The organism is uncultured Aquimarina sp., assembly GCF_947495315.1.
GTDB lineage: Bacteria > Bacteroidota > Bacteroidia > Flavobacteriales > Flavobacteriaceae > Aquimarina.
The window spans coordinates 100062-123853 of the sequence record NZ_CANLYD010000007.1 but is presented as its reverse complement, the minus strand read 5'-3'; the positions used below and the strand labels follow the sequence as shown (position 1 = coordinate 123853).

The window sequence follows — 23792 nt, the reverse complement described above, 5'->3', positions numbered from 1 at the left end:
AACTAATGATTATGAATTTGAGAAATTTGTTATTAACCGTTTTTAGCCTATTCGTGACCTTGTTTTCGTTTGGTCAGGCTAACATTTTGAACGCTGATAGTCCAGAAGATATCGGAAAGAAAACGATCGAACAGATCCAAGCCGATAATGACCTTCCGTTAGAGTATGGTTATGTTGACAAGCGTGATGTACTTTGGGCGAAAACTACGTGGGAGACGATTGATCTTGATGAGCGGATTAATTTTCCATTGTATTATCCAATTGATACTGTTAATATAGGAGCAGATAGACGTGCATTATATGATGTTTTGTTATCCAATGTTAAGAACGGCAAAATCCAAAAGATTTACGCAGATTCATATTTTACAGAAACACGTACTTTAGGTGATCTTGATGGTACTTTATCCAAAATAGACACTTTAGATTTAGGGTATGAGCAGTTTAATGCAGGTGAGACTGTAGATCCTCAATATATCGAGATTACTACTATTAGTGCAGCTGATATTTCAGAGTATAAAATCAGAGGATATTGGTACTTTGATAAGCGTCAGGGAGAATTAAGATACAGATTGTTAGGTATCGCTCCAGTAGCACCGGATGTGAACTTTATAAATGATGATGAGCCAGATATGGTTCCATTATTCTGGGTTTGGTATCCCGATGTTAGAGAAATACTTCATAACGCAAAAGCATTTAATAGGAAGAATACCTCAATGCCTTTTACGTATGATCATGTGCTTAATGCCAGACGATTTAATTCTGTCATATATAAAGAAGATAACATTCAGGGTGACCGGGAAGTTAATGACTATATAATTGACAATGCTTTGATGCAATTGCTTGAGAGCGAAAGAATTAAAGAGAGTATCAGAAACTTTGAAATGGATATGTGGAGTTACTAAACTCTGATGTTTCTAATATAATATATAAACGCCCAACTAGTAAGTTGGGCGTTTTGTTATTTTTGATTTATGATAGATTATATAATCGTTGGATTTGGATTAGCGGGATTAGCTTTTGTAGAGAAACTAAAGAATAATAATAAATCATTTATGGTTTATGAAAATTATTCGCAGAAATCCTCCAGAGTTGCAGGAGGATTGTATAATCCTGTAATACTCAAGAGATTTACAGCCGCTTGGCTTGCTTCAGAACAGTTGGAACTAGCGCTACCCTTTTACAAAAATATACAAGATAATCTTGGAGAAGCCTTAGTGTCTGAACTTCCCGTTTTGAGAAGATTCAATAATATTGAGGAGCAAAATTTATGGTTCGAAGCTTGTGACAAGCCTGTTTTAAAAACTTTTCTTTCATCAGAGTTAATCAGAAATGAAAATGAGGCATTGGATGTTCCTTTTCATTATGGAAGGGTTAAAGGCACTGGTAAAATTGATATTAAAAAGTTGCTGTCCCTATATGTTTTAGATTTGGAAAAAAAAGAATCGCTAATAAAGGAATCTTTGGAACACAATGAATTAGCAATTGAAACGGATTTTATAGATTATAAAGGCTTAAGGGCTAAGAATATTGTTTTTGCTGAAGGTTTTGGCGTTAGAAACAATCCTTTTTTTAATTATTTACCATTGCAAGGGAATAAGGGTGAGTATATTATTATTAAATGCAAAGATTTGCAACTGAAAGAGGCAGTGAAATCATCTATATTTATTATTCCGCTGGGCGACGATTTGTATAAGGTAGGAGCTACTTACAATAATCAGGATAAAACACCGGATATTACTACATCTGCAAGAGAGCAGCTACAAATGAAGCTAGAACGTTTCCTAAAAGTGGATTATGAAGTAGTTGATCAGGTTGCTGGAATTAGACCGACTATTAGAGACAGAAGACCGTTAATCGGAACACATCCTGAATATAAAAACATGCATATTATCAATGGATTAGGAAGCAGAGGCATATTAATTGGCCCTTATGTGGCAAACAAACTCTATGATTTCATTGAGAATGATGGATCTTTAGATAAGGAAATTGATATCAAACGTTTTGAAAATTTACGATAGGTTTTACTTTTTCCTGTAGTGCATGAATATATTAATCCAGATGTTTCTGGATAATCGAAGAATTATTGGAAAAAACACCAACAGAGTTCCAACTATTACAAAAAAGGTATTTAATAGGTCTAATTTCAGAAAAATGTTTCCAATTAGAAAGGCTGCAACTGCAAAAGCAATCCCTACGCCATAGCTTACATACATAGCTCCATAAAAAAAGGAGGGTTCTATCTTATATTTAGTATTACAATGACTGCAACGTTCGTGCATCTGAAAAACTTTCCCCAATTTATATGGGTTCGTTTCCTTATACATACTTTCATTTTGACAAACAGGACATGTGCCTGTAAAAACGCTGTAGATTTTAGTTCCTTTTAAGAAGCTCATAGTACTTTTATTCTATCACAAAATTAGCCATCTTTGCACAAAATATTCAAAAGCTGATGTTAAACATACACAATTTGTCAATTTCGTTTGGAGGAGAATATCTTTTCGAAGAAATAGCCTTTAGGTTAAGTGCAGGAGATCGAGTAGGACTCGTAGGAAAGAATGGAGCAGGTAAGTCCACTATGCTTAAAATTTTATCTAGAGAGCAAGAGCCCGATTCTGGGCATATTGCCATGGACAAAGAAGTAAGAATTGGATTCTTAAAGCAGGATATTGATTTTGTGCAAGGGCGTACGGTACTGGAAGAAGCTTATGAAGCTTTTGTAGAAATCAAAAAAGCGGAGCGGGAGATTGATGAGATTAATGCGCAACTGGCAGAGCGTACGGATTATGAAAGTGAAGGTTATAATCAACTTATTACTGATTTAAGTGATCTCACACATCATTATGAGATTCTTGGGGGATATAATTATCAAGGAGAGGCAGAAAGAGTATTACAGGGACTTGGATTCGAAAGAGAGGTTTTTAATAACTTGACAGACACTTTTTCTGGAGGTTGGCGTATGCGAATCGAATTGGCAAAGCTTTTATTGCAAAACAACGACGTATTATTACTTGATGAGCCGACGAATCACCTGGATATAGAATCTATTATTTGGTTAGAGAGTTTTTTAAAAACCTATGCCGGAGTGGTTATTATTGTTTCTCACGATAAAATGTTTCTCGATAATGTCACTAATAGGACTATCGAAATTTCTTTAGGCCGTATCTATGATTATAATAAACCATATTCTAAATACTTGGTACTGCGTAAGGAATTACGTGAGCAGCAGCTGGCGACACAAAAGAACCAATCCAAACAAATTGAACAAACTGAAAAGTTAATTGAAAAATTCAGAGCCAAAGCATCTAAAGCATCTATGGCACAATCCCTAATCAAAAAATTGGACAAGATTGATCGAATAGAGGTTGATGAGGATGATAACGCCGTAATGAATATTAACTTTCCTATAAGCGTACAACCTGGAAAAGTAATAGTTGAAGCTATCAATACCGGAAAGAAATACGGGGATAAGGAAATTCTCAAGAATGTCAACTTACTTGTAGAACGGGGTTCTAAAACTGCCTTTGTGGGTCAGAATGGTCAAGGAAAGTCAACATTAGCAAAAATGATTCATAATGAAATACCTTATTCCGGTGAACTTAAGTTGGGGCATAATGTACAGATTGGTTATTTTGCCCAGAATCAGTCAGAATATCTGGATGGTGAGTTAACAGTGCATGACACGATGATTCACGCTGCTAATGAGAAAACAAGAAGCAGGGTGCGCGATATGTTGGGGTCCTTCTTGTTTAGAGGAGAAGAGGTGGATAAAAAAGTAAAAGTACTCTCTGGAGGAGAGCGAAATCGTCTAGCGCTATGTAAATTGCTTCTGCAACCTTTTAATGTGTTGATCATGGATGAGCCAACGAATCACTTAGATATTAAATCAAAAAATGTACTAAAGACGGCGCTAAAGAATTTTGAAGGTACATTAATTCTAGTATCTCACGATAGGGATTTTCTACAAGGATTGACGAATACGGTTTATGAATTTAAAGATAGAAAAATAAAAGAATACCTTGGAGATATAGACTTCTATTTAGAACAGAGACGCGTTGATAATCTTCGCGATTTGGAAAAAAAGGATAAACAGACTACAGTTGCTTCTGATACAAAAGAAACAGCAAAGCAATCCTACGAGAATCAGAAAAAACTGAAATCTCTGAATAATAAGTTGAGTAATGTGGAATCTAAGATCAATAAACTCGAAAGAGAAATTAAGGATATAGATGTAAAATTAGAAATCAACTACGATCAGACTATTGCGGAACCTGATTTTTTCGATAAGTACCAAGCAAAAAAAGACAAATTAACTTCTTTGATGGAAAATTGGGAAACTTTACAAGAAGAAATAGATACATTATCTTAATTCTTGTTTTAGAGGTAATATTAGAAAATTATTCAAAAAATAGAGATGTAAATTAAGACTTTTGTATTGTAATGTATGTATTTTTAAAGATCCTTGAATTCGAGTATGTTACCTAAATGTTAAGATCAAACAAATCGTATACTTGAGAATAATTTTTATCGTTAGTTTCAGGTACAACTGAATATTTATAGATATTTTTGTACCTGTAAATTAAATTATACAATGTATGAATGATACAAAAGCCATCGACTTAAATGCTCACGCACTATCTTGGATTGGAAAGATTCATTATGATTTTGGGTTTTTAGTTCAGAAAGCCTTTGGTGAAAATGGGTTGGATTTATCCAAAGAGCAATGGAGTGTTCTTAAGCGTTTGAAGGTGAAAGATGGACAACCGCAAAATGATTTGGCTTTTATTACCCATAGAGATAAGACTTCTATGACCAGATTGGTTAATACAATGGAGAGTAAAAATCTTGTGGTGAGAAAAAGTGATGAGAAAGATAGAAGAGTAAATAGAATTTTCCTTACAGATTATGGAAAAGAAGTGATCGAGAAAGTAACTCCGATTATGTATGATCTCATTCCGGCAGTACAGGAAAGTCTGAGCAATGAAGAAATTGAAAACTTGATCAGTACACTTAAAAAGATCAAAGATAAAATTGCTGAAATAGCAGATTAATAAAATAATCATAAATATTTTAAAAAAAGACACCTAATCATTTTAGGTGTCTTTTTTAGTTTAAGGAGTTGGGTTTATTTTATGAGTTCTTTAACTGCAACACACGTTCGTTGTTGATAGTTTTGTGTGGCTTTTTAGATTAAAAGTTTAAACAAACTGTTGTGTATGAGAAATGTAATACTTTCTATCCTTGGATTATTACTTATTGCTGGAGCTTTATTTGGAGCAAAAAAGCTTATTGATAGTAAAACCAGAGTTAAACCAAGATCTGCAAAGGTGATTAAAACCGTTTTCGTAGATACCATTAAAAATGGTACGGTGCCGATTAAGATCACTGCTAATGGTAATTTAACTGCAAAAAGAAGATTAGAGTTATTTTCTGAAGTTCAAGGAGTGTTTCGTGGAGGGACTAAACTGTTTAAAACTGGTCAGCAATATCAAAAAGGCCAAACATTAATTAGAATTGATGCTTCAGAATATTATGCTTCTGTACAATCTGCTAAAAGTAATTTATATAATTTGATTACTTCTATAATGCCTGATTTACGCCTGGATTATCCTGAGATCTATAATAAATGGCAAAACTATCTTACCAATTTCGATATTGATAAAGTAACACCTGAACTTCCTGAAACTAATTCAGAAAAAGAAAAATATTTTATTACAGGTCGAAATATCTACACAACTTATTATAATGTAAAAAACCTGGAACAACGTTTGTCCAAGTATAGGATTTCTGCACCATTTTCTGGAGTTCTTACAGAAGCTTTAGTTACAGAAGGAACCCTGATTCGTCAAGGGCAAAAACTAGGAGAGTTTATAGATACAAGCGCCTATGAAATTGAAGTAGCGATAGGAAAGGAATATTCAGATTTGTTAAAGATAGGAGAATCTGTAGTGCTTTCAGATCTTAATACATCCAAAACATATACAGGCATTGTAACCCGAATAAACGGAAGGGTAGATCAAGCTACACAAACGATCACTACTTTTATTGAAGTCAAAGATGCATCATTAAAAGAAGGAATGTACCTAGAGGCAAGTCTGGATGCCAGAAAAGCCGAGAACGCTATAGAAATTGATCGTAATTTGCTTCAGGATGGAGATAGGATTTTTGTAGTTAGAGATAGTATCTTGGATATGATTGATGTACAACCTGTTTATTTTTCTGATAAGAAAGTCATTCTGAAAGGAATCCCAGATGGAGATGTAATTCTTAACAAACCAGTTCCTGGAGCGTATGCCGGAATGTTGGTAAAAATATATCAAGGTAAAGGAAGAAAGTCATCAGCTGCTGATGGGAATGTGAGTAATGCTAATTCAAAACAGTAGTTATGCGTAAGATTATTTCTTATTTTATTAGATATCATGTGGCTGTAGATGTAATTGTCATTGCTTTTATAGCATTTGGGATTTTTGGTGCACTTTCTCTTAAATCCTCTTTTTTTCCACTTACAGATTCTAAAAATATCAATATAAGCGTTGTTTATCCTGGTGCCTCTCCATTGGAGATCGAAGAAGGTATTATACTAAAGGTAGAAGATAACCTTAAAGGTTTGGAAGGAGTAGAGCGTGTAACCTCAACCTCCAGAGAAAATAGTGGAAGTATCAATGTCGAAATCGAAAAAGGAAAAGATATTGACTTTATGTTGCTCGAAGTTAAAAATGCGGTGGATAGAGTGCCTTCATTTCCTACAGGAATGGAGCCTATCGTAACCTCTAAACAAGAAGCAATTAGACCTACAATAGATTTTGCTATAAGTGGAACTGATATACCTTTGGTTACTTTAAAACAAATTGCTAGGCAGATTGAAAATGATCTCAGAGCAATAGATGGGATCTCTCAGATTACGATTAGTGGGTATCCTGATGAAGAAATCGAAATCGCGGTAAATGAAAATAATTTGCTAGCCTTCAGCCTTAGTTTTAGTGAAGTGGCCCGAGCAGTAAGCCAAGCTAATATATTGACCACAGGCGGTACTATAAAGACCAATACAGAAGAATACCTTATTCGTGCAAATAATAGATCATATTATGCAAATGAACTTTCTAACCTGATCATACGTGCAGATGCATCCGGGCGTACCATTAGACTTAAAGATGTTGCAGAAATTAGAGATCGTTTCTCAGAATCGCCTAATGCCACTTATTTTAATGGAAACCTTTCTGTTAATGTTCAGATAACGAGTACGAATACCGAAGATCTGATTTCTTCGGCAGAGAAGGCCAAAGAATATATAGAGCAATTTAATCAGAAGTATAATAACGTTCAGCTTAATGTGATTAGTGATCGTTCCATTACTTTAGTACAACGTACCAAATTGCTTACAGAAAATGCAATTATCGGGATGATACTTGTACTTATATTCTTATCGTTATTCCTAAATACCCGTTTGGCATTTTGGGTAGCGTTTGGGTTACCGATTGCCTTTTTAGGTATGTTTGTATTAGCCGGATATTTTAATGTAACTATTAATGTACTATCGCTCTTTGGGATGATTATTGTAATCGGGATTCTAGTAGATGATGGTATCGTAATTGCCGAAAATATTTATCAGCATTATGAAAAAGGGAAAAGCCCTGTTCAAGCTGCCATTGATGGAACTATGGAGGTGATTCCTCCAATAGTCTCTGCAATTTTGACTACAATAATAGCTTTTGGAATCTTCTTGTTTTTAGATGGTCGTATTGGTGATTTTTTTGGAGAAGTATCTGTTATAGTGATTCTTACTCTTGGAGTGTCATTAATAGAAGCATTAATTATTCTTCCTGCCCATTTAGCGCATTCTAAAGCTTTGAAGTCTGAGGATAAAAGACCTAAAACAGCGATAGGGAAGTTGTTTTCTAAGCTTCGTTATGTCAATACTTTTGGAGATAAAATCATGAGATGGCTGCGCGATAATGTGTATAGTCCTACACTTAGTTTTTCACTAAAGAATAAACTTTTTACTTTTTCCATATTTATAGTGATACTCATCCTTACAGTAGGAAGTGTTGGTGGAGGAATTGTGAGAACTGCATTTTTTCCTCGTATTGCTAGTGATGTCATTTCTATCGACCTTGGTATGCCTAACGGGACTAATGAAAAAATAACCGATTCTATTATTTCTATGATAGAAGAAAAAGCATGGCTTGTTAATAAAGAGCTAAGTGAAGAATTTTTAGTTGGTGAAGATTATGAAGGAAAGCAGTTATTCGAAAATGTAATCAGAAGTGTAAACTCATCTTCTAATGCTTCCTTACGTATTAATATGTTACCAGGACAAGAACGACCAAATGAGGTAAACTCTGGATTGGTTGCGAACCGAATACGAGAAAAAGTAGGTCCTGTTTTTGGGACTGAGCGATTAATTTTTGGGTCTGGTGGGAATTTTGGAGGAAGCCCAGTTTCTGTTTCATTATTAGGAAGCAATATTCAAGAATTAAAAGCGGCAAAAGCAGAATTTAAAACAGTTCTGGAAAATGATTCCAGGCTGAAGGATGTCGCGGATAATGATCCTGCAGGGATAAAGGAGATTCGACTGGAACTAAAAGAAAATGCATACGCACTAGGTCTTAATTTACAAGACGTAATGTCACAGGTAAGAGGAGGATTCTTTGGGGTTCAGGCACAACGGTTCCAAAGAGGTCAGGATGAGATACGTGTTTGGGTGCGTTATGATAGAGAAAATAGATCTTCGATTCTGGATCTCGATAATATGAGAATTTCTACCTCAACCGGTGAAAGGATACCGATCAGTGAGATTGTTGATTATTCAATTGAGCGAGGAGATGTATCCGTTAATCACCTTGATGGAAGAAGAGAGGTGCAGATTTCTGCAGATTTAAAAGATCCTGAGACTACAAGTTCTACAGATGTTTTAGAAGAAATCCGTACGATAATTATGCCTGAGATTATTGCTAAGTATCCTACAGTAACACCCTCATATGAAGGTCAGAATCGAGAAGCTGGAAAATTTCTTGGGTCTTTAGGCCCTGTTGGCCTCACTGCATTGGCTTTAATCTATATTACGATTGCATTTACTTTTAGAAGTTATAGCCAACCATTGTTGCTTTTACTTCTTATACCTTTGAGTCTTCCTGCAGTTGCATTTGGACATTGGGTTCACGGTTTTCCTATTAATATATTATCGTTATTAGGGATTATTGCGCTGATTGGTATTATGGTAAACGATGGATTGGTGCTCATAGGAAAGTTTAATAGTAACTTACGAGCTGGAATGACATTTGACAGTGCTATTTTTGAAGCAGGAAAATCTCGTTTTAGAGCAATTTTTCTAACATCCTTAACTACTATTGCAGGATTGGCACCATTAATTTTTGAAGAAAGTCGTCAGGCAAAATTCTTGATTCCTATGGCAATTTCTATAGCATACGGAATTGGATTTGCAACAGTACTCACCTTGTTAGTATTACCACTATTTTTATCATTTAGTAATAAGGTAAAAGTAGGAACTAAGTGGTTGGCTACAGGAAATAAAATTACCAAAGAAGAAGTAGAACGTGCTATAAAAGAACAAAAAGAGGAACATGAATTACAAGCATAGATATATAGCAGGATTTATCTTGCTTTTGTTTATGGCTGGCGGCAACGTTTTTGCCCAAAAGCTAACAAAACAAGAAGCTATTCGGTTGACTTTAGAAAACAACTACGGAATTCTAATAGCCACCAATAATATCGAGGCAGCTAAAAATAATAAAGGAGTATTAAACTCAGGATATTTGCCTACACTGGCAGCTAATGCAGGGGCAAATTATCAGGAGACATCTTCTACTACTTCATTTCCAGGGGCAACGATAAGAGTACCTGTTGAAGGTACTATGGATTCTATTACCCGACCTCGACCAGATATTGAGATTCTAGGTGCTGAAACACAAAGATATAATGCTTCGCTTGATCTCAACTATACTCTGTTTGATGGTTTGGGGCGATTTTATAATTATAAAAGATTAAAAGAACAATACAACTTGACAGAATTGCAGGCTAGAGAAACTATTGAGAATACGTTGCTACAATTGTTTTCTGTATACTATGAAGTTGCTAGATTGACGGAGAATGAACAAGTTCTTGAGGAGACACTTAGAATTTCTAAGGAAAGGGTAACTAGATCTACCTATCAGTTTGAATATGGTCAAAACACAAAACTGAATGTATTAAATGCAGAAGTAGATGTAGCCAATGATAGTATTAATTTATTAAATACAAAGCAACAGCTTATTAATACGAAACGAGATCTTAATATTATTGTCGATAATGAACTAGAAATACAATTTACAGTAGATACTATTGTCAATTTTATTTCAAGGTTAGAGATAGATAGTTATTTAGAAAAATCTATTGAGAATAATGTAACGCTGTTGCAAAATGAAAGTAACATTCGGATAAGTGATTATGACTTAAAAGTTAGCAAGTCAGGTTATTTGCCAGTTATAGGTCTAACGGGTTCATATGGCTGGAATGAAAACAGGAATCCGCCATCTGCTTTTTTTCCTGGTAATATCGGAGATACATATACATTAGCAGCCGGCGTGAGTTTAAGCTGGAACCTTTTTGATGGTGGAGGTACTATCACAAGAGTTAAGAATGCTAAAATTGCTTTAGACAATCAGGAATTAGCGAAAATTCAGGTAGAACAACAGGTAAAAAGAGATATCGCTAATGCCTTGGGGAATTATGAGAATCGCTTAAAAGTTTACGAGATACAGCAGCAAAATGTTCTGACGAACCAAAACAATTTTGAGCGTTCCAGAGAACGGTTTAACCTTGGTCAGATTACCTCTATAGAATTTAGACAAGCTCAAATTAACCTTATACAGGCGCAAACTAATAAGACATTGGCTAAATACGATGCAAAGCTAGCTGAGTTGCAATTGCTACAACTCACAGGTCAGTTATTGAATATTGAGTTATAATACGTAATGTCACACTTAACTGTCGCATTGAGCTCGTCGAAGTGTTTTTTTAGAATAAATTCATAAGGATTAATGTAATGTTTGAACATTTTTTTCAATGTCCATATTGTTGGGAAGAGATATCCATGTTATTAGACGTTTCAGTTTCTAATCAGGAGTATGTAGAAGATTGTGAGGTTTGTTGTAACCCTATTATGATAAACCCAAGATTCGAAGATCATGAACTAGTTTCTTTTGAAGCCTTAAGTATTGAGCAGTAAAATATAGCTTTTACTTTTGTGTGAATAAGATTTATATAGCGGAGTTAGTACCAATAGTATTCGCTGAAAGTTTTTTGATTTAGAGATGTTTATTAGAATGAAGAAAATCTTTAGAAATTCCTTACCGACTATTACCGATCTAGTTTAATTATAATGTTTTATCGGCCTTACTAATTCACGACAATATCAATGTAAGTGAACCTGTTATAGAGATTTATGGGAACTCAGTACCAGCAAGGACTGCATACCAGTTAAAACTTAAATAGCATAAATAATTCGTTTCTTATGCACTCATGTTTCAGTGTGAGATAAAACCGTAGCTCTGGTTATGCTTTGATTTAATAATTCATCTACACGTACCATAATTCAAATTATTTTTTAGACGATTTTAAATTCTATTTGATATAACTATTCATTCGTTTTAATGTCTCAAAAATTAGTAATCATTTTCTTTTATGATAGATATAACATTCTATTGCTATTTAATTAACGGTATAATTCCCTGTTTTTTATATCTTTTTAATGTGATAATAGTATCACAATTCATTAATAATAAAAACAAAAAAAATGAACAAGAGTATATTAAAAATCGGTAAATCAATTAGCAAATCAGAGCAAAAATTAATCAATGGAGGAATTGGCTCTCCTATAGGATGCAGAGTTTATTGTCCATCGTATTGTAAATGTAGTGGACCTCTTAATGATCTATGCGAATATATTACAACTGGAGAGCATTGTTCTGCCTTATAATCATTAAGTTATGATTGTATAAAACCCTATAAGAAAGTATTCTTTCTTATAGGGTTTGTACTATTAGTGTTTATAAACAGATTTTAAATATTATTAACCAACCAATCTCCAACCTCACTGGTTTTGTAAGCTTTTTGTTCTCCGGCTAAGTCTTCGGTAACAATACCTTCATTTAAAGATTTATCTACTACATTTCTGATGGTTTGTGCTTCCTCATTTAATCCAAAAGCAGTTTCGAACATCATTGCTGCAGATAATACTGTTGCCAATGGATTAGCAATATCTTTTCCTGCTGCTTGCGGATAGGATCCGTGAATAGGCTCAAACAAAGCTGTCTTTTCTCCCAGAGAAGCAGAAGGCATTAACCCCATTGATCCTGATATTACAGAAGCTTCATCTGTAAGAATATCTCCGAATAAATTCTCAGTAATCAAAACATCATAAGAATTAGGCCATTGTACCAATCGCATTGCTACAGCATCCACAAATTCATAACTTACTTCAACTTCGGGATAGTCTTTTTCCATAGCCTGTACAGTTTCTCTCCATAGACGAGAAGATTCTAATACGTTGGCTTTATCTACACAACATAGTTTTTTACTACGGGTCATAGCCATTTCAAATCCTTTTTTAGCCAAACGTTTTACTTCTTCTCTGGTATATGTACAAGTGTCATAAGCCGTGTTTCCATTATCTTCTCTACCTCTTTTTCCAAAGTAAATTCCACTAGTTAACTCACGAAGAAATACTAGATCAGTTCCTTCGATTCGTTCTCGTTTTAAAGGAGATTTATCAATCAATGAAGGAAAAGTAAAGGTTGGTCTTACGTTGGCAAATAACCCTAACTTCTGACGCATTTTTAGTAATCCTTGCTCCGGACGAACTTTTGCAGACGGATCATTGTCAAATCTAGGGTGACCGATTGCTCCAAATAATACGGCATCTGCATTTACACAAATTTCGTGAGTTTCATCAGGGTATGGTTCTCCTACGGCATCAATGGCAGCAGCTCCAGTTAATGCTGATGTCCAATTGATTTTATGCTCATACTTTTTTGCAACAGCATCGCAAACTTTTACGGCTTGATCTATAACTTCTGGTCCAATACCGTCTCCGGCTAGTAGTGCTATGTTTAATTCCATATGTATTTATTCTCAATTATTATACTTTTTGTCAAGCTGAGCTTGTCGAAGTTTATAGATAATTAATTTCAAATTGCCTTCGACAGGTTCAGACTGATACTTTTATTTATAGTTATACTGTCACATTGAGCGGAGTCGAAATGTATTGATTCTTTAAGTAGCTATCTCTCGACTCCGCTCGAGATGACAGAGGTGTTTTTAATATTATAATTCAATAATATTTAGCATTTTTTCTGTTGCCTTAATTGCAGAAACCGTTTGATCGGAATCTAATCCTCTGGTTACAAATTCCTTTACTTCAGTTTTCCAGGTGATCACCGTTTCGCAAAGTGCATCCGAATTACTTCCCGGAGGAATACGAACTGCATAGTCAATAAGTTTTGGAAGTGTCTTGTCTTTTTGTTTATATACTTTTCTAAGAGCATTCATAAATGCATCATATTGTCCATCGCCCTGTGCATGTTGTTCAATCACCTCATCATCCATTTTAATAGCCAATGTAGCAGAAGGTTTTAAACCTTTTGCATGATTTAAGGCGTAGGATTTGATTTTCACCTTGTCTTTATACAATTTGCTATCCAATACATCCGATATGATATACGGTAAATCTTCCTGAGTTACTACTTCTTTTTTATCACCGAGTTTAATGATCTTTTGGGTCACTTTCTTGATGTCTTCAGGGCTTAGTTTTAACCCTAATTCCTGAAGGTTTTTTTCGATATTAGCTTTACCAGAAGTTTTTCCTAAAGCATACTTTCGTTTTCGCCCAAAACGTTCCGGCATCAGGTCATTAAAATATAGATTGTGTTTGTTGTCACCATCTGCGTGGATTCCAGCAGTCTGCGTAAATACATTATCACCTACTACAGGTTTATTAGCAGGGATTTTAAATCCAGAAAAGGTTTCTACCAGCTTACTTACCTTATATAGTGCTGATTCCTTTACATTGATACTAATTTCTGGAAGGTAATCATTGATGACAGCAACTACACTTGCCAGAGGAGCATTTCCTGCCCGTTCTCCCATTCCGTTCATAGTGAGGTGTAGTCCATTGACTCCAGCTTTAACTCCTTCGATAGCATTGGCAACCCCAAGATCATAATCATTATGCGCATGAAAGTCGAAATGTAAATTTGGATATTTATTTCGTAAAGTGGATAAGTATGTATATGCCTCAGAAGGAATAAGAACGCCTAAGGTATCAGGCAGCAAAACTCTTCTTATAGGTTGTGTAGTCAGAAAATCAAGAAACTGATATACATATTCAGGAGAGTTGCGCATACCATTACTCCAATCTTCTAAATACACATTGGTGATGATTCCTTCTTGAGCTGCTTGTTTAAAAGTCGCTGCAATGTCTTCAAAATGCTGTTCGGGAGTTTTTTTTAACTGATATGTAAGATGATTTAAAGATCCCTTAGTGAGAAGATTCTGGACTTTAGCTCCGGTATCTTTCATCCATTGTAAAGATTTACCACCATCTACAAAGGTTAGTATTTCTACTTGATCAATATATCCATTTTCTTTTGCCCAATCAATAATGTTTTTAACCGCTTCAAACTCACCTTCGGATACTCGAGCAGATGCTACTTCAATACGGTCTACATTCAATTCTTCAATAAGAAGACGTGCGATCGTCAGTTTTTCTGAAGCAGAAAAGGATATCCCAGAGGTTTGCTCACCATCTCGGAGTGTAGTATCCATGATTTCTATTGATCGTTTGCTCATGCGATTTGTTTTTGCGTTAGCCCTTCGACTTCGCTCAGGGCTAGCTTTATTGTTTTATGTGTTAGGGATAGCAGTGGCATCCTTTTCTGTCATCCTGAGCTTGTCGAAGGAAGTCAGAAAAGATATAACGAATAGCCCGCTCGAACGCCCAAATGATTTGTTTAGAAAGGACGCGTAGTTGCAAATTCCTGAATTTCTGATTTCATTTTGGTCAGATAATCGATATCATCATATCCGTTCAGCATATTCTCTTTTTTATAACTATTAATATCAAAGGATTCTGATTCACCAGAAGCTTTGATCGTAATCGTTTGCTGAGGTAAGTTTACTTCGATTTCTGTATCAGGATTTGTCTTAATAGCTTTGAATATTTTTTCCAAAAACTCTGGACTTACTTGAACAGGTAAGACGCCAATATTAAGGCAATTACCTCTGAAAATATCTGCAAAGAAACTAGAAACTACACATCTGAATCCATAATCATATACTGCCCAAGCAGCATGTTCGCGAGAAGATCCTGATCCAAAATTTTTACCTCCTACAAGGATTTTACCACTATAGGTTGGATTGTTTAATACAAAATCTTCTTTTGGAGTATTATCATTATGATATCTCCAGTCTCTAAAAAGGTTATCTCCAAATCCTTTACGTTCTGTTGCTTTTAGAAAACGCGCAGGAATAATCTGATCAGTGTCTACATTCTCTATAGGTAATGGTACTGCTGTAGAAGTTATTATGTTGAATTTATCGTATGCCATTTTATAATGTTTTGTTTAAGAAAATTAATTGCATATTTCTTTCGATTCCTTCATTCTTATTTCTCCCTTGGGGAGAAAGGATTGTATGTATATGCAATCAATTTATTTCTAGTTTGTAATTTCTTCTAAAAGCGTTCTAGGATCAGTTACAACTCCTGTAACTGCAGTTGCAGCGGCAACGAGAGGACTAGCTAGTAAAGTTCTGGATCCAGGTCCTTGTCTTCCTTCAAAATTTCTATTGGAGGTACTTACCGCTAGCTTTCCTGCAGGGATTTTATCAGCGTTCATTGCCAGACAGGCAGAACATCCAGGTTCTCTAAGCGTAAAGCCTGCTTCAGTGATGATGTCTAAAATTCCTTCTTCTTTGATCAGTTCTTCTACTTCATGAGATCCAGGAACTAGCCAAGCAGTAATGTTTTCTGCTTTCTTTTTTCCTTTGATAATAGAAGCAAAGGCTCTAAAATCTTCAATTCTACCATTCGTACAACTTCCTAAGAATACATAATCTACGGGTTTACCAATCATTGCATCTCCTTCATTAAAATCCATATATCCTAAGGATTTTTTATAAGTAGCAACACCACCTTCTACATTAGATGCATCAGGAATATGATTCGTAATACCAATTCCCATTCCAGGATTGGTTCCATAGGTAATCATCGGTTCAATATCAGCACCATTAAAAGTAAGTTCTTTATCAAAAACAGCATCTTCATCCGTTTTTAAGGTTTGCCAATATTCCATGGCAGTATCCCAAGCTTCTCCTTTTGGTGTTAGGGGTCTTCCTTTAATGTATTCAAAAGTTTTTTCATCTGGTGCGATCATGCCTCCTCTTGCACCCATTTCTATACTAAGGTTACAAACGGTCATACGACCTTCCATCGTCATATTTCTAAACACGTCGCCAGCGTACTCTACAAAATAACCGGTAGCACCAGAAGTTGATAGCTGAGAAATAATATACAATGCAACGTCTTTTGGTGTTACTCCAAAACCAAGCTCTCCATTCACATTGATTCGCATTTTCTTTGGTTTAGGTTGCATAATACATTGTGTAGATAATACCATTTCTACTTCAGACGTTCCAATACCAAAGGCAATAGCACCAAAGGCTCCGTGCGTAGAGGTGTGTGAATCACCGCATACAATAGTTGCTCCAGGCAACGTAATGCCATTTTCTGGTCCAACTACATGGACGATACCATTTTTTTGATGTCCTAATCCCCAATGAGAAATTCCCCAAGCGGCAGCATTTTCTTCTAGCGCTTTTAGTTGATTTGCTGATAAAGGATCTTCTACAGGTAAATGTTGATTTATAGTTGGAGTATTATGATCTGCAGTAGCAAACGTACGTTCCGGATACAGAACGGTGTTTCCTCTGCTTTTTATTCCTAAAAAAGCTACAGGACTTGTCACTTCATGTATAAAATGGCGATCAATAAAAAATACATCGGGGCCATTTTCTATATTACGTACTACATGTGAATCCCACACTTTGTCAAATAATGTCTTACTCATTTTTACGATCTTTACTACAATACTGCAGATGCGTTTAGCATCTTATTATTAAAATGTTAAAAAGGAGGTAAATTTACGAGTTACGGAAGATATCAGCTAATAAAACCACCAAGTGAGGAGTAGTTTTAAGTATATCTCAATATTAGCAGTAATTTTAGATAATTTGATAAAAAAGATATTGATTTTAGTAAATTCTATTATTTTTATTTCAGTATATAATTTAAAATCAGACGGTAAGAATAGTAGGTTTAAAAAAAATGTTAGTTTTTGTTAAATATGCTTTGTAAAGCTAAAAAAGGTTGTATATTTGCCGTCCGCAAGGGATAATAAGTAATTTGTCGAGCTCATAACTCGAAGTTTAGAAGACAATTAAATTACTAAATTATATATCGCGGGATAGAGCAGTAGGCAGCTCGTCGGGCTCATAACCCGAAGGTCACTGGTTCGAGTCCAGTTCCCGCTACTAGCAAAGACAAGGCTTTCGAGAAATCGAAAGCCTTTCTTTTTTGCAATGGGTACAGAATAGGTACAGAATAACGTATTTTTCAAAACTTAATAAACACTGGTGGTAAATATTATTATTTGGTTTTAAATTCTATAAATCTTCATTTTACATTAGAGGGAGTTTATTATCATACAATATATCCGCAAGTTAAACTCGTAAAATACTTCCATCAAAAGACTACGGCATAAAGCCAACGCTTCTTCCACTACTCATTTATTCCGTTTCCTTTTGAGCCAAGATTTTATCTTCCGTTTGGTTTCTACTCAAATATTGTTTAATCAAAAATTTGAGTATTATGACAACAAAAGCGAGTACCACAAAGAAGCGCAGTAGAGAGAAATCTACTGCCAAGAAGGAAGTAAACGGAAAGAAATCATCCGTACTTCAAATTCAGAACTTACCACTGGGCAACATCAAGCCTGACATAGAACAACCAAGAAAGACTTTCAACAAAGATGCATTACAGCAACTTTCTGAGAGTATCGAAGAGCACGGTGTATTGCAGCCAATCACGGTAAGGCATCTAAATGGCCATTATGTCATCGTGATGGGCGAACGCCGATATCGTGCAAGCAAGCTGGCAGGAAAAAAGACCATACCCAGTATTGTGAGGACTTATGAGAACAATGATGTCCTTGAAGTTCAAATCATCGAGAACCTGCAAAGACAGGATGTAGAACCTACCGAGGAAGCTGAAGCGATTGCTTACCTAAGCGAGAAGTATGCGCCAATAGAAATTGCAAAGCGATTGGGCAGAACGGACAACTTTATCAGACAGCGCCTAAAATTGGCAGGTTTAATAGAGGGTTTCAAACACTTTGTTCGCAATGGCGAATTGACCATTTCCTTAGGTGTAGGTGTTGCATTGTTTGCACCAGAAGAACAGCAGATGATGTTGGAAACGATGGGCGAAGATTTTAATGCGCATCAAATCAACAGGATGATTAAGGACCAGTCCTATGACTTGGAAAAAGCATCTTTCGATGTAGCTGATAAGAAATTAGTGCCGAAAGCAGGCTCTTGTATTGAATGTCCATTTAATGCGGCCAATCAAGGTAATCTGTTTGGCGAGGGTAAAATGGTCTGTACAAAATCTGCTTGTTTTGAAACTAAGAAAAGTAAATCGTTCTTGAACTTGATTGAAAAGGCTAAGAAGCAATACATCCTACTAATTCCTGAAATACGACGGTATTGGGCAGATGACGAAAACAATCAGCTGGTTATTTCACAGTTGGAAAAAAGTGGCTTGAAGGTCTATCTGCTGGATGATGTTGAAATCATTGAAAATCCAATTAAGCCTACAATAGAAGCCATCAAAATAGAATATCAACATTACGATTATTCTGAGGACGAACTCAAGGCAGAATTGGAAGAAGCGATACAGAGCTTCAATGAAGAACTGGAACAGTTTATTACTGCAAAGGAAAAAGGATTTGTAAATGGTATCGTTTTTCATCCTGAGACTTACCAAAACAAGGAAGTTTTTGTCAAGGTAAGCGAGAAATCAAAAGATAAATCGAGTGAGTATTCAGCACCATTGGCCAACAGAAAAATGGCAGATTGCACACCTGAAGAACAAATCATTAAAATCAATGAAAGGGAAATCCGCAAGAAGCAAATAGAGAACAACAAGCAATTTGAAGAAGTGGTTCAAATGATTCGTGAGACCAAATACATCAATACGAAGAAGACACTCTCAACAGACGAAATGGTGGCATTCTCGATATCGCTCTTTGAAAATAATGTGGACTATATGAGCCAACAAAAGTATTTTTCAAAGTTCTTAAGCGAAACGTCCAAGATGACCGAAGTTGAAATGGTCGAGAATTTCAAGAAGAAATTCAAAAAGGAAATCTTTCACAAGCTGATACGCTATATGCTTACAAAGCAAGTGCATTTTGGCGAAAGCAATCACGTAAATAACCTGACAAACATTTCATTCTACAATGCAATGCAAGGGTATTATAAATCCAAGATTGCCGGTATTGAGAAGGAATATACCGAAAAACGAGACAAGCGTGAAGCACGTTTGAAAGAGCGCATCACAGTTCTTGAAAAGAAAATTCAGGAACTAAACGATTAGCTTTTGTTGTTTGAAGAAGGGTCGGCATTCGTGCTGGCCCTTCTTCTTTTTTATGATAGTACCAAAAATATGTATTTACAAGGAAGGGTTATCAATCAATAGTTAGCGCAAAGATAAACTCGTAAAATACACCCATCAAAAGACTACGGCATAAAGCCATCGCTACACCCTACGCTTATTTATTCCGTTTCCTTTTGAGCTGAGATTTTAGCTTCCGTTTGGGTACTGCTCAAATATTGTTTAATCAAAATATATCATTATGAAACGAGTATCTGAAAAATCTAAAATTTCGCCACAAGAGGCTGAAATACATTATCAATCGAGTAAAGAAAATTATAACATCGAAGGTGCGGAAAGCCACTTGGCTTATTACAGAGAAAAGCATCCAATCTATTATGCGGTGTTATTAAAAAATGTTTAATCTTAAATTCAAAAGCTATGTATTTACAAAATTTGCAACAGGATGAAATCTTCGTTCCATCAGAAATGAAATCCTTAAAAACTTTGACACAGATGGAATCCCGACGAGGGCTCGAAAACGTCATAATTTCAAATGGCAAAATCGTTAACGTGGTATCTAACAGTTATGGCCACATACCGAATCAATTGTTCTTCAGAAAAGCTGAGGAAATGCTAACCGATGCCCAGTTGAACTTTCACAAGCGCACCATCAACAAGAATGACAGGTCGTTCATTACCGATTTTATCATCGATGACAAAAGCCAGTTTACAGTCAAGAACGACAAGGACTTGATATTACCGATGCTTCGGTTCAAGAATTCCTATGATGGTAGCGAAAAGACCTCTGGCCATTTCGGGTTTTATAGAAAAGTATGTTCAAATGGCCTGCACGTTTCTCAGGCAGAAATTGAGTTTTCCATCAAGCACAGTAAGAACAATACAGACCTTATAATGCCAAAGCTGATCAATCTGTTCGACAAGTTTCTGGACAATGAGTTTTATACTATTACCAAGAAGTTCGATAAGATGAAGGAATTTAAAATCATCGACATACAAGAATTTGTTAAAGCCATTCTTGACAAAACAAAACTCTTTAGATACGAATGTAGCGACAAAAATAGCGACCCTTCAAAAAAGTCTCGTGAAGTCATCGAGATATTGAACTACGAAGCTTTGTTGCTCAATGAAGAGCCTAATCTTTGGCTGGGCTACAATGCATTCAATTCTGTACTTCATAACGTATTGAAGAAAAGCTTCGGTCAACAAGAACGATTAGATAAAAAGCTATTCGATGAAGTTTATGAGATGGCTTAATGCTGATAGGTTTATCCAGTACCTTAAACTGGATGACTAAATATATGATAAGCATTTACTTCCAATCCCACTCAGCACATTCCCCTTCATTTCGCGAAAAGCTGCATTCAGGTAAAAGAGCTTCACTACAAAGGTCTTGGACACAATCCCCAATTTCAGCTTTCCATTCCGTTAACCCTTTCCGTCCCGATAGCTATCGGGACTGCGAAGGAACACTGCATTCCAGAGCCAAAATTGTGAATTAAGTCCGCCTTAAATTCAACTAAAAAGAAAAATCTATAGTTCCAAGTAAAACAATAGGATAACCTTATTTTTGTTATGGTATAAAAATTGTTATTCAAATTAAAAAATAGCTAAGTGAACATCAAAATATGAGATTAATCATAATTTTTTCAATGCTACTATGTGCTTTCAATTTGAATGCACAAAACGCCAAATCGATAACAAACGAAATAGATGAATATCTGAATTCAGCTCATAAGGCTTACAAGTTTAATGGTGTTGCATTGGTCTATCACAAAAATGAACCTCTATTGAACAAAGGCTACGGCTACAGTCAAATCGAGGAAAAGATACCAAATACTACTGAAACAAAATTTCCGATTCTTTCAATTACCAAAACCATTACGGCGTCCATCATTCTAAAATTACAGGACGAAAAGAAACTGTCGGTAAAAGATAAACTGAATAAATATTTTCCAGAATATCCGAATGGCTCAAAAATTTCAATACATCATTTGATTACGCATTCAAGTGGAATATACAATTATACAGCCGATGTTGGGATTGAAGACTCAACATTGGTAAACAATCCTATTTCTAAAGATTTTGTCGTAAATTATTTTAAAGACAAACCATTGGATTTTAGACCAGGCAAATACTACAGTTACAATAATTCGGGATATTTCCTTCTTGGTCTCATAATTGAGAAAGTAACCGGTAAACTGTATGAGACTATTGTCAGAGAATATCTATTCGAACCATTTAAAATGTCAAACTCTGGTTTTGACTTTAACGGATTGCCAAAAAATGAAAAGGCTCAAGGTTATCAGTTTTGGAATAAAAATGAAGCAATACCTTATAAACACTATGACTCGACTTTTGCATATTCTGCTGGCTCTATTTATAGCACAACAAGTGATTTATCGCAGTGGGCAAAAGTAGTTTCAAATAAGCAATTTTTAAATCCAAAAACTTGGGAATTGGCGTTTAAACCAAAAATTAGAAATTATGGATATGGATGGGAAATTAGCAAATATTTTGACAAAAAGTACATAAAGCATTCTGGAGGTTATCCAGGCTTTATGTCCGAGCTAATTTACTATCCGAATGATGAACTAATCATTATTCTGTTGAATAATTATGGCACGTATGAACAAAACGTCTGGTCTATTGGTATGGGAATAACTTCAATAGTTTTGGGAATGCCCTATGATAAATGGACAATCAGGAATGACAACAAAATAGAGGTCAGCAAAATGCAAAAACACGTTGGACAATACAAAAGCGGAAAAAACCGACTTGAAATCAAATTAGTTGATGACAACTTATTTTTGGCTTTACCAAATTCACCTGATATGAGATTGCTTCCTGAAAATGAAAATCAGTATTTTTTGGACAATTTCAATACAAGATTTGATTTTAATAATGGAAAGTTAATTCTTCACGAACACGGACAGAACTTGGAGTACATAAAACAAAACTAACCGCAAAACATCAACCAATCTTAGCCGATAGATTTTGTGAGTCAGCCCATTCCCCTGCATTCCGCTGTTCTACACTTCGGGAAAAGAGCTTCACTAAAACAGTCTTGGACACAATCCCCAATTTTAGCTTTCCATTCCGTTAACCCTTTCCGCTATGCTGGAAAGGAACACTTCATTCCTGAGCCAAAATTATGAATCAAGTCCGCTTTTTCATCGGAAAGCCATCACTTCGGTTTTCTTAACAGGATTTTCGGCGCGGTCTTCTTGAGCCCTCACTCGAAAATCCTTAAAAACCGAACCGCTGTCTTGCAGATTTTAAGGGGTTTATAATGGATAAAGCCTTTGTTGTTTTTCGGGTCGTCGAAAAACAGGCACGACATAACCAATTCTAATTTAACCACAGCTACTTATTTCGCTTAACTATCGGTACGCTCAAACACAACTGCGTTTAAAAGAATTGCTAATGCCCTTATGGAACTTGTCAAGACTATACGAGTTTTAGTGAAAAATAAGGTTTCTACTTCCTTGAAAATCCAAGGATTTTACTACGTCGCAAACACACCTGATTTATTCCCTAAAAGTCTTGACAAAACCCACTCTATCCATTGTGCGGTGCACGAAAGAAAAGAACAAACACCCCTTAAAATTTAATCTGTTTTAAATCAATAGGGGAAATATAAATCACTTAAATATTTTATTATGAGTACTATTAAAAATCACGTACAGTTAATTGGAAACGTTGGACAAGAACCAACCATTACGAACCTTGAAAGCGGAAAGAAAGTAGCCCGTTTTTCATTAGCCACAAATGAGTATTACAAAGACAGCAAAGGTGAAAAGCAAACAGATACGAATTGGCATACAATTGTAGCCTGGGGCAAGACTGCCGAAATTGTAGAGAAGTATGTTGCTAAGGGAAAAGAAGTTGGAATATCGGGTAAACTAAAAACCCGAAGCTACACAACCGATGATAATGAACAACGCTATGTTACGGAAGTAGTAGCCGATGAAATCTTATTGTTAGGAAGTAAAAGCGATAAGTAAACCTAAAATGAAAGAGGGCGTAACGGTCGAAAGATGCGCCCTCTTTTTTTTCATTCACA

The 23792-nt window shown here is 35.5% G+C and carries 19 protein-coding genes and 1 tRNA gene; 15 read left to right on the top strand and 5 right to left on the bottom strand.

All coding sequences use genetic code 11. The features are described 5' to 3' along the window. Positions 1 to 11: 11 nt before the first annotated feature. Together gldN and Q0910_RS14240 are read left to right on the top strand one after the other, a co-directional pair. Positions 12 to 902, top strand: coding sequence for a gliding motility protein GldN (gene gldN / locus Q0910_RS14245; protein WP_118460259.1), 891 nt, complete (start codon positions 12 to 14; stop codon positions 900 to 902). A 69-nt stretch (positions 903 to 971) separates the two neighbouring features. Next, positions 972 to 2018, top strand: a complete 1047-nt coding sequence (locus tag Q0910_RS14240; RefSeq protein WP_299217863.1) for an FAD-dependent oxidoreductase — start codon at positions 972 to 974, stop codon at positions 2016 to 2018. 3 nt (positions 2019 to 2021) lie between these two features. On the opposite strand, the gene Q0910_RS14235 is transcribed toward Q0910_RS14240, so the two are convergent. Further along, a complete protein-coding gene (locus Q0910_RS14235) occupies positions 2022 to 2396 on the bottom strand; it encodes a DUF983 domain-containing protein (RefSeq protein ID WP_299217860.1) in 375 nt (124 codons plus the stop codon). A gap of 56 nt (positions 2397 to 2452) precedes the next feature. Between Q0910_RS14235 and Q0910_RS14230 the strand changes: the two genes are divergently transcribed. The 7 genes from Q0910_RS14230 to Q0910_RS14200 all read left to right on the top strand — a co-directional run bounded on the left by Q0910_RS14230 (position 2453) and on the right by Q0910_RS14200 (position 11974). Continuing rightward, positions 2453 to 4369 carry an ABC-F family ATP-binding cassette domain-containing protein gene (locus Q0910_RS14230; protein ID WP_299217858.1) on the top strand — a complete coding sequence of 639 codons (1917 nt, stop codon included), beginning with the start codon at positions 2453 to 2455 and terminating at the stop codon, positions 4367 to 4369. A gap of 226 nt (positions 4370 to 4595) precedes the next feature. Next, positions 4596 to 5051, top strand: coding sequence for a MarR family winged helix-turn-helix transcriptional regulator (locus Q0910_RS14225; RefSeq protein WP_299217856.1), 456 nt, complete (start codon positions 4596 to 4598; stop codon positions 5049 to 5051). A 165-nt stretch (positions 5052 to 5216) separates the two neighbouring features. Beyond that, the gene (locus tag Q0910_RS14220; RefSeq protein WP_299217853.1) at positions 5217 to 6383 is read left to right on the top strand and encodes an HlyD family efflux transporter periplasmic adaptor subunit; all 1167 of its coding nucleotides are present in this window, start codon (positions 5217 to 5219) and stop codon (positions 6381 to 6383) included. Between the two features lie 2 nt (positions 6384 to 6385). Next, positions 6386 to 9598, top strand: a complete 3213-nt coding sequence (locus Q0910_RS14215; RefSeq protein ID WP_299217851.1) for an efflux RND transporter permease subunit — start codon at positions 6386 to 6388, stop codon at positions 9596 to 9598. A 31-nt stretch (positions 9599 to 9629) separates the two neighbouring features. Beyond that, entirely contained in the window at positions 9630 to 10964 is a 1335-nt protein-coding gene (locus tag Q0910_RS14210; protein WP_299218130.1) for a TolC family protein, read from the top strand. A 77-nt stretch (positions 10965 to 11041) separates the two neighbouring features. Next, positions 11042 to 11224: a CPXCG motif-containing cysteine-rich protein gene (locus Q0910_RS14205; protein ID WP_299217850.1), complete on the top strand. Its 183-nt coding sequence runs from the start codon at positions 11042 to 11044 to the stop codon at positions 11222 to 11224. Between the two features lie 567 nt (positions 11225 to 11791). Then, positions 11792 to 11974 carry a hypothetical protein gene (locus Q0910_RS14200; protein ID WP_299217848.1) on the top strand — a complete coding sequence of 61 codons (183 nt, stop codon included), beginning with the start codon at positions 11792 to 11794 and terminating at the stop codon, positions 11972 to 11974. 83 nt (positions 11975 to 12057) lie between these two features. Here Q0910_RS14200 and leuB read toward each other — a convergent pair whose 3' ends face one another. The 4 genes from leuB to leuC all read right to left on the bottom strand — a co-directional run bounded on the left by leuB (position 12058) and on the right by leuC (position 17120). Next, entirely contained in the window at positions 12058 to 13116 is a 1059-nt protein-coding gene (gene leuB / locus Q0910_RS14195) for a 3-isopropylmalate dehydrogenase (protein WP_299217845.1), read from the bottom strand. Between the two features lie 204 nt (positions 13117 to 13320). Then, positions 13321 to 14844 (bottom strand): alpha-isopropylmalate synthase regulatory domain-containing protein, encoded by a 1524-nt coding sequence (locus Q0910_RS14190; RefSeq protein WP_299217842.1) that lies wholly within the window; start codon positions 14842 to 14844, stop codon positions 13321 to 13323. 161 nt (positions 14845 to 15005) lie between these two features. After that, positions 15006 to 15602: a 3-isopropylmalate dehydratase small subunit gene (gene leuD / locus Q0910_RS14185; RefSeq protein ID WP_299217840.1), complete on the bottom strand. Its 597-nt coding sequence runs from the start codon at positions 15600 to 15602 to the stop codon at positions 15006 to 15008. A gap of 108 nt (positions 15603 to 15710) precedes the next feature. Continuing rightward, the gene (gene leuC, locus Q0910_RS14180; protein WP_299217838.1) at positions 15711 to 17120 is read right to left on the bottom strand and encodes a 3-isopropylmalate dehydratase large subunit; all 1410 of its coding nucleotides are present in this window, start codon (positions 17118 to 17120) and stop codon (positions 15711 to 15713) included. 390 nt (positions 17121 to 17510) lie between these two features. On the opposite strand from leuC, the gene Q0910_RS14175 reads away from it, so the two are divergent. The 6 genes from Q0910_RS14175 to ssb all read left to right on the top strand — a co-directional run bounded on the left by Q0910_RS14175 (position 17511) and on the right by ssb (position 23733). After that, positions 17511 to 17583 (top strand) — tRNA-Met (locus Q0910_RS14175). Between the two features lie 337 nt (positions 17584 to 17920). Then, positions 17921 to 19708 carry a ParB/RepB/Spo0J family partition protein gene (locus Q0910_RS14170; RefSeq protein ID WP_299217836.1) on the top strand — a complete coding sequence of 596 codons (1788 nt, stop codon included), beginning with the start codon at positions 17921 to 17923 and terminating at the stop codon, positions 19706 to 19708. A 259-nt stretch (positions 19709 to 19967) separates the two neighbouring features. Then, positions 19968 to 20129, top strand: a complete 162-nt coding sequence (locus tag Q0910_RS14165; RefSeq protein ID WP_299217833.1) for a hypothetical protein — start codon at positions 19968 to 19970, stop codon at positions 20127 to 20129. Between the two features lie 17 nt (positions 20130 to 20146). Beyond that, the gene (locus Q0910_RS14160) at positions 20147 to 20983 is read left to right on the top strand and encodes a DUF932 domain-containing protein (protein WP_299217832.1); all 837 of its coding nucleotides are present in this window, start codon (positions 20147 to 20149) and stop codon (positions 20981 to 20983) included. Positions 20984 to 21354: 371 nt separating this feature from the next. After that, entirely contained in the window at positions 21355 to 22689 is a 1335-nt protein-coding gene (locus Q0910_RS14155) for a serine hydrolase domain-containing protein (RefSeq protein ID WP_299217829.1), read from the top strand. Between the two features lie 699 nt (positions 22690 to 23388). Next, complete coding sequence (ssb, locus tag Q0910_RS14150) at positions 23389 to 23733, top strand: single-stranded DNA-binding protein (protein ID WP_282041012.1); 345 nt, start codon at positions 23389 to 23391, stop codon at positions 23731 to 23733. Positions 23734 to 23792 lie beyond the last annotated feature (59 nt).

Bases quoted from the DNA above. Each gene is read 5' to 3' on its own strand.
- Q0910_RS14240 (WP_299217863.1), top strand. From the start codon at position 972: ATGATAGATTATATAATCGTTGGATTTGGATTAGCGGGATTAGCTTTT.
- Q0910_RS14235 (WP_299217860.1), bottom strand. From the start codon at position 2,396: ATGAGCTTCTTAAAAGGAACTAAAATCTACAGCGTTTTTACAGGCACA.
- Q0910_RS14220 (WP_299217853.1), top strand. From the start codon at position 5,217: ATGAGAAATGTAATACTTTCTATCCTTGGATTATTACTTATTGCTGGA.
- leuB (WP_299217845.1), bottom strand. From the start codon at position 13,116: ATGGAATTAAACATAGCACTACTAGCCGGAGACGGTATTGGACCAGAA.
- Q0910_RS14170 (WP_299217836.1), top strand. From the start codon at position 17,921: ATGACAACAAAAGCGAGTACCACAAAGAAGCGCAGTAGAGAGAAATCT.
- Q0910_RS14165 (WP_299217833.1), top strand. From the start codon at position 19,968: ATGAAACGAGTATCTGAAAAATCTAAAATTTCGCCACAAGAGGCTGAA.
- Q0910_RS14230 (WP_299217858.1), top strand. From the start codon at position 2,453: ATGTTAAACATACACAATTTGTCAATTTCGTTTGGAGGAGAATATCTT.
- Q0910_RS14190 (WP_299217842.1), bottom strand. From the start codon at position 14,844: ATGAGCAAACGATCAATAGAAATCATGGATACTACACTCCGAGATGGT.
- Q0910_RS14215 (WP_299217851.1), top strand. From the start codon at position 6,386: ATGCGTAAGATTATTTCTTATTTTATTAGATATCATGTGGCTGTAGAT.
- Q0910_RS14160 (WP_299217832.1), top strand. From the start codon at position 20,147: ATGTATTTACAAAATTTGCAACAGGATGAAATCTTCGTTCCATCAGAA.
- gldN (WP_118460259.1), top strand. From the start codon at position 12: ATGAATTTGAGAAATTTGTTATTAACCGTTTTTAGCCTATTCGTGACC.
- leuD (WP_299217840.1), bottom strand. From the start codon at position 15,602: ATGGCATACGATAAATTCAACATAATAACTTCTACAGCAGTACCATTA.
- Q0910_RS14200 (WP_299217848.1), top strand. From the start codon at position 11,792: ATGAACAAGAGTATATTAAAAATCGGTAAATCAATTAGCAAATCAGAG.
- leuC (WP_299217838.1), bottom strand. From the start codon at position 17,120: ATGAGTAAGACATTATTTGACAAAGTGTGGGATTCACATGTAGTACGT.
- Q0910_RS14205 (WP_299217850.1), top strand. From the start codon at position 11,042: ATGTTTGAACATTTTTTTCAATGTCCATATTGTTGGGAAGAGATATCC.
- Q0910_RS14155 (WP_299217829.1), top strand. From the start codon at position 21,355: ATGAGATTAATCATAATTTTTTCAATGCTACTATGTGCTTTCAATTTG.
- ssb (WP_282041012.1), top strand. From the start codon at position 23,389: ATGAGTACTATTAAAAATCACGTACAGTTAATTGGAAACGTTGGACAA.
- Q0910_RS14210 (WP_299218130.1), top strand. From the start codon at position 9,630: ATGGCTGGCGGCAACGTTTTTGCCCAAAAGCTAACAAAACAAGAAGCT.
- Q0910_RS14225 (WP_299217856.1), top strand. From the start codon at position 4,596: ATGAATGATACAAAAGCCATCGACTTAAATGCTCACGCACTATCTTGG.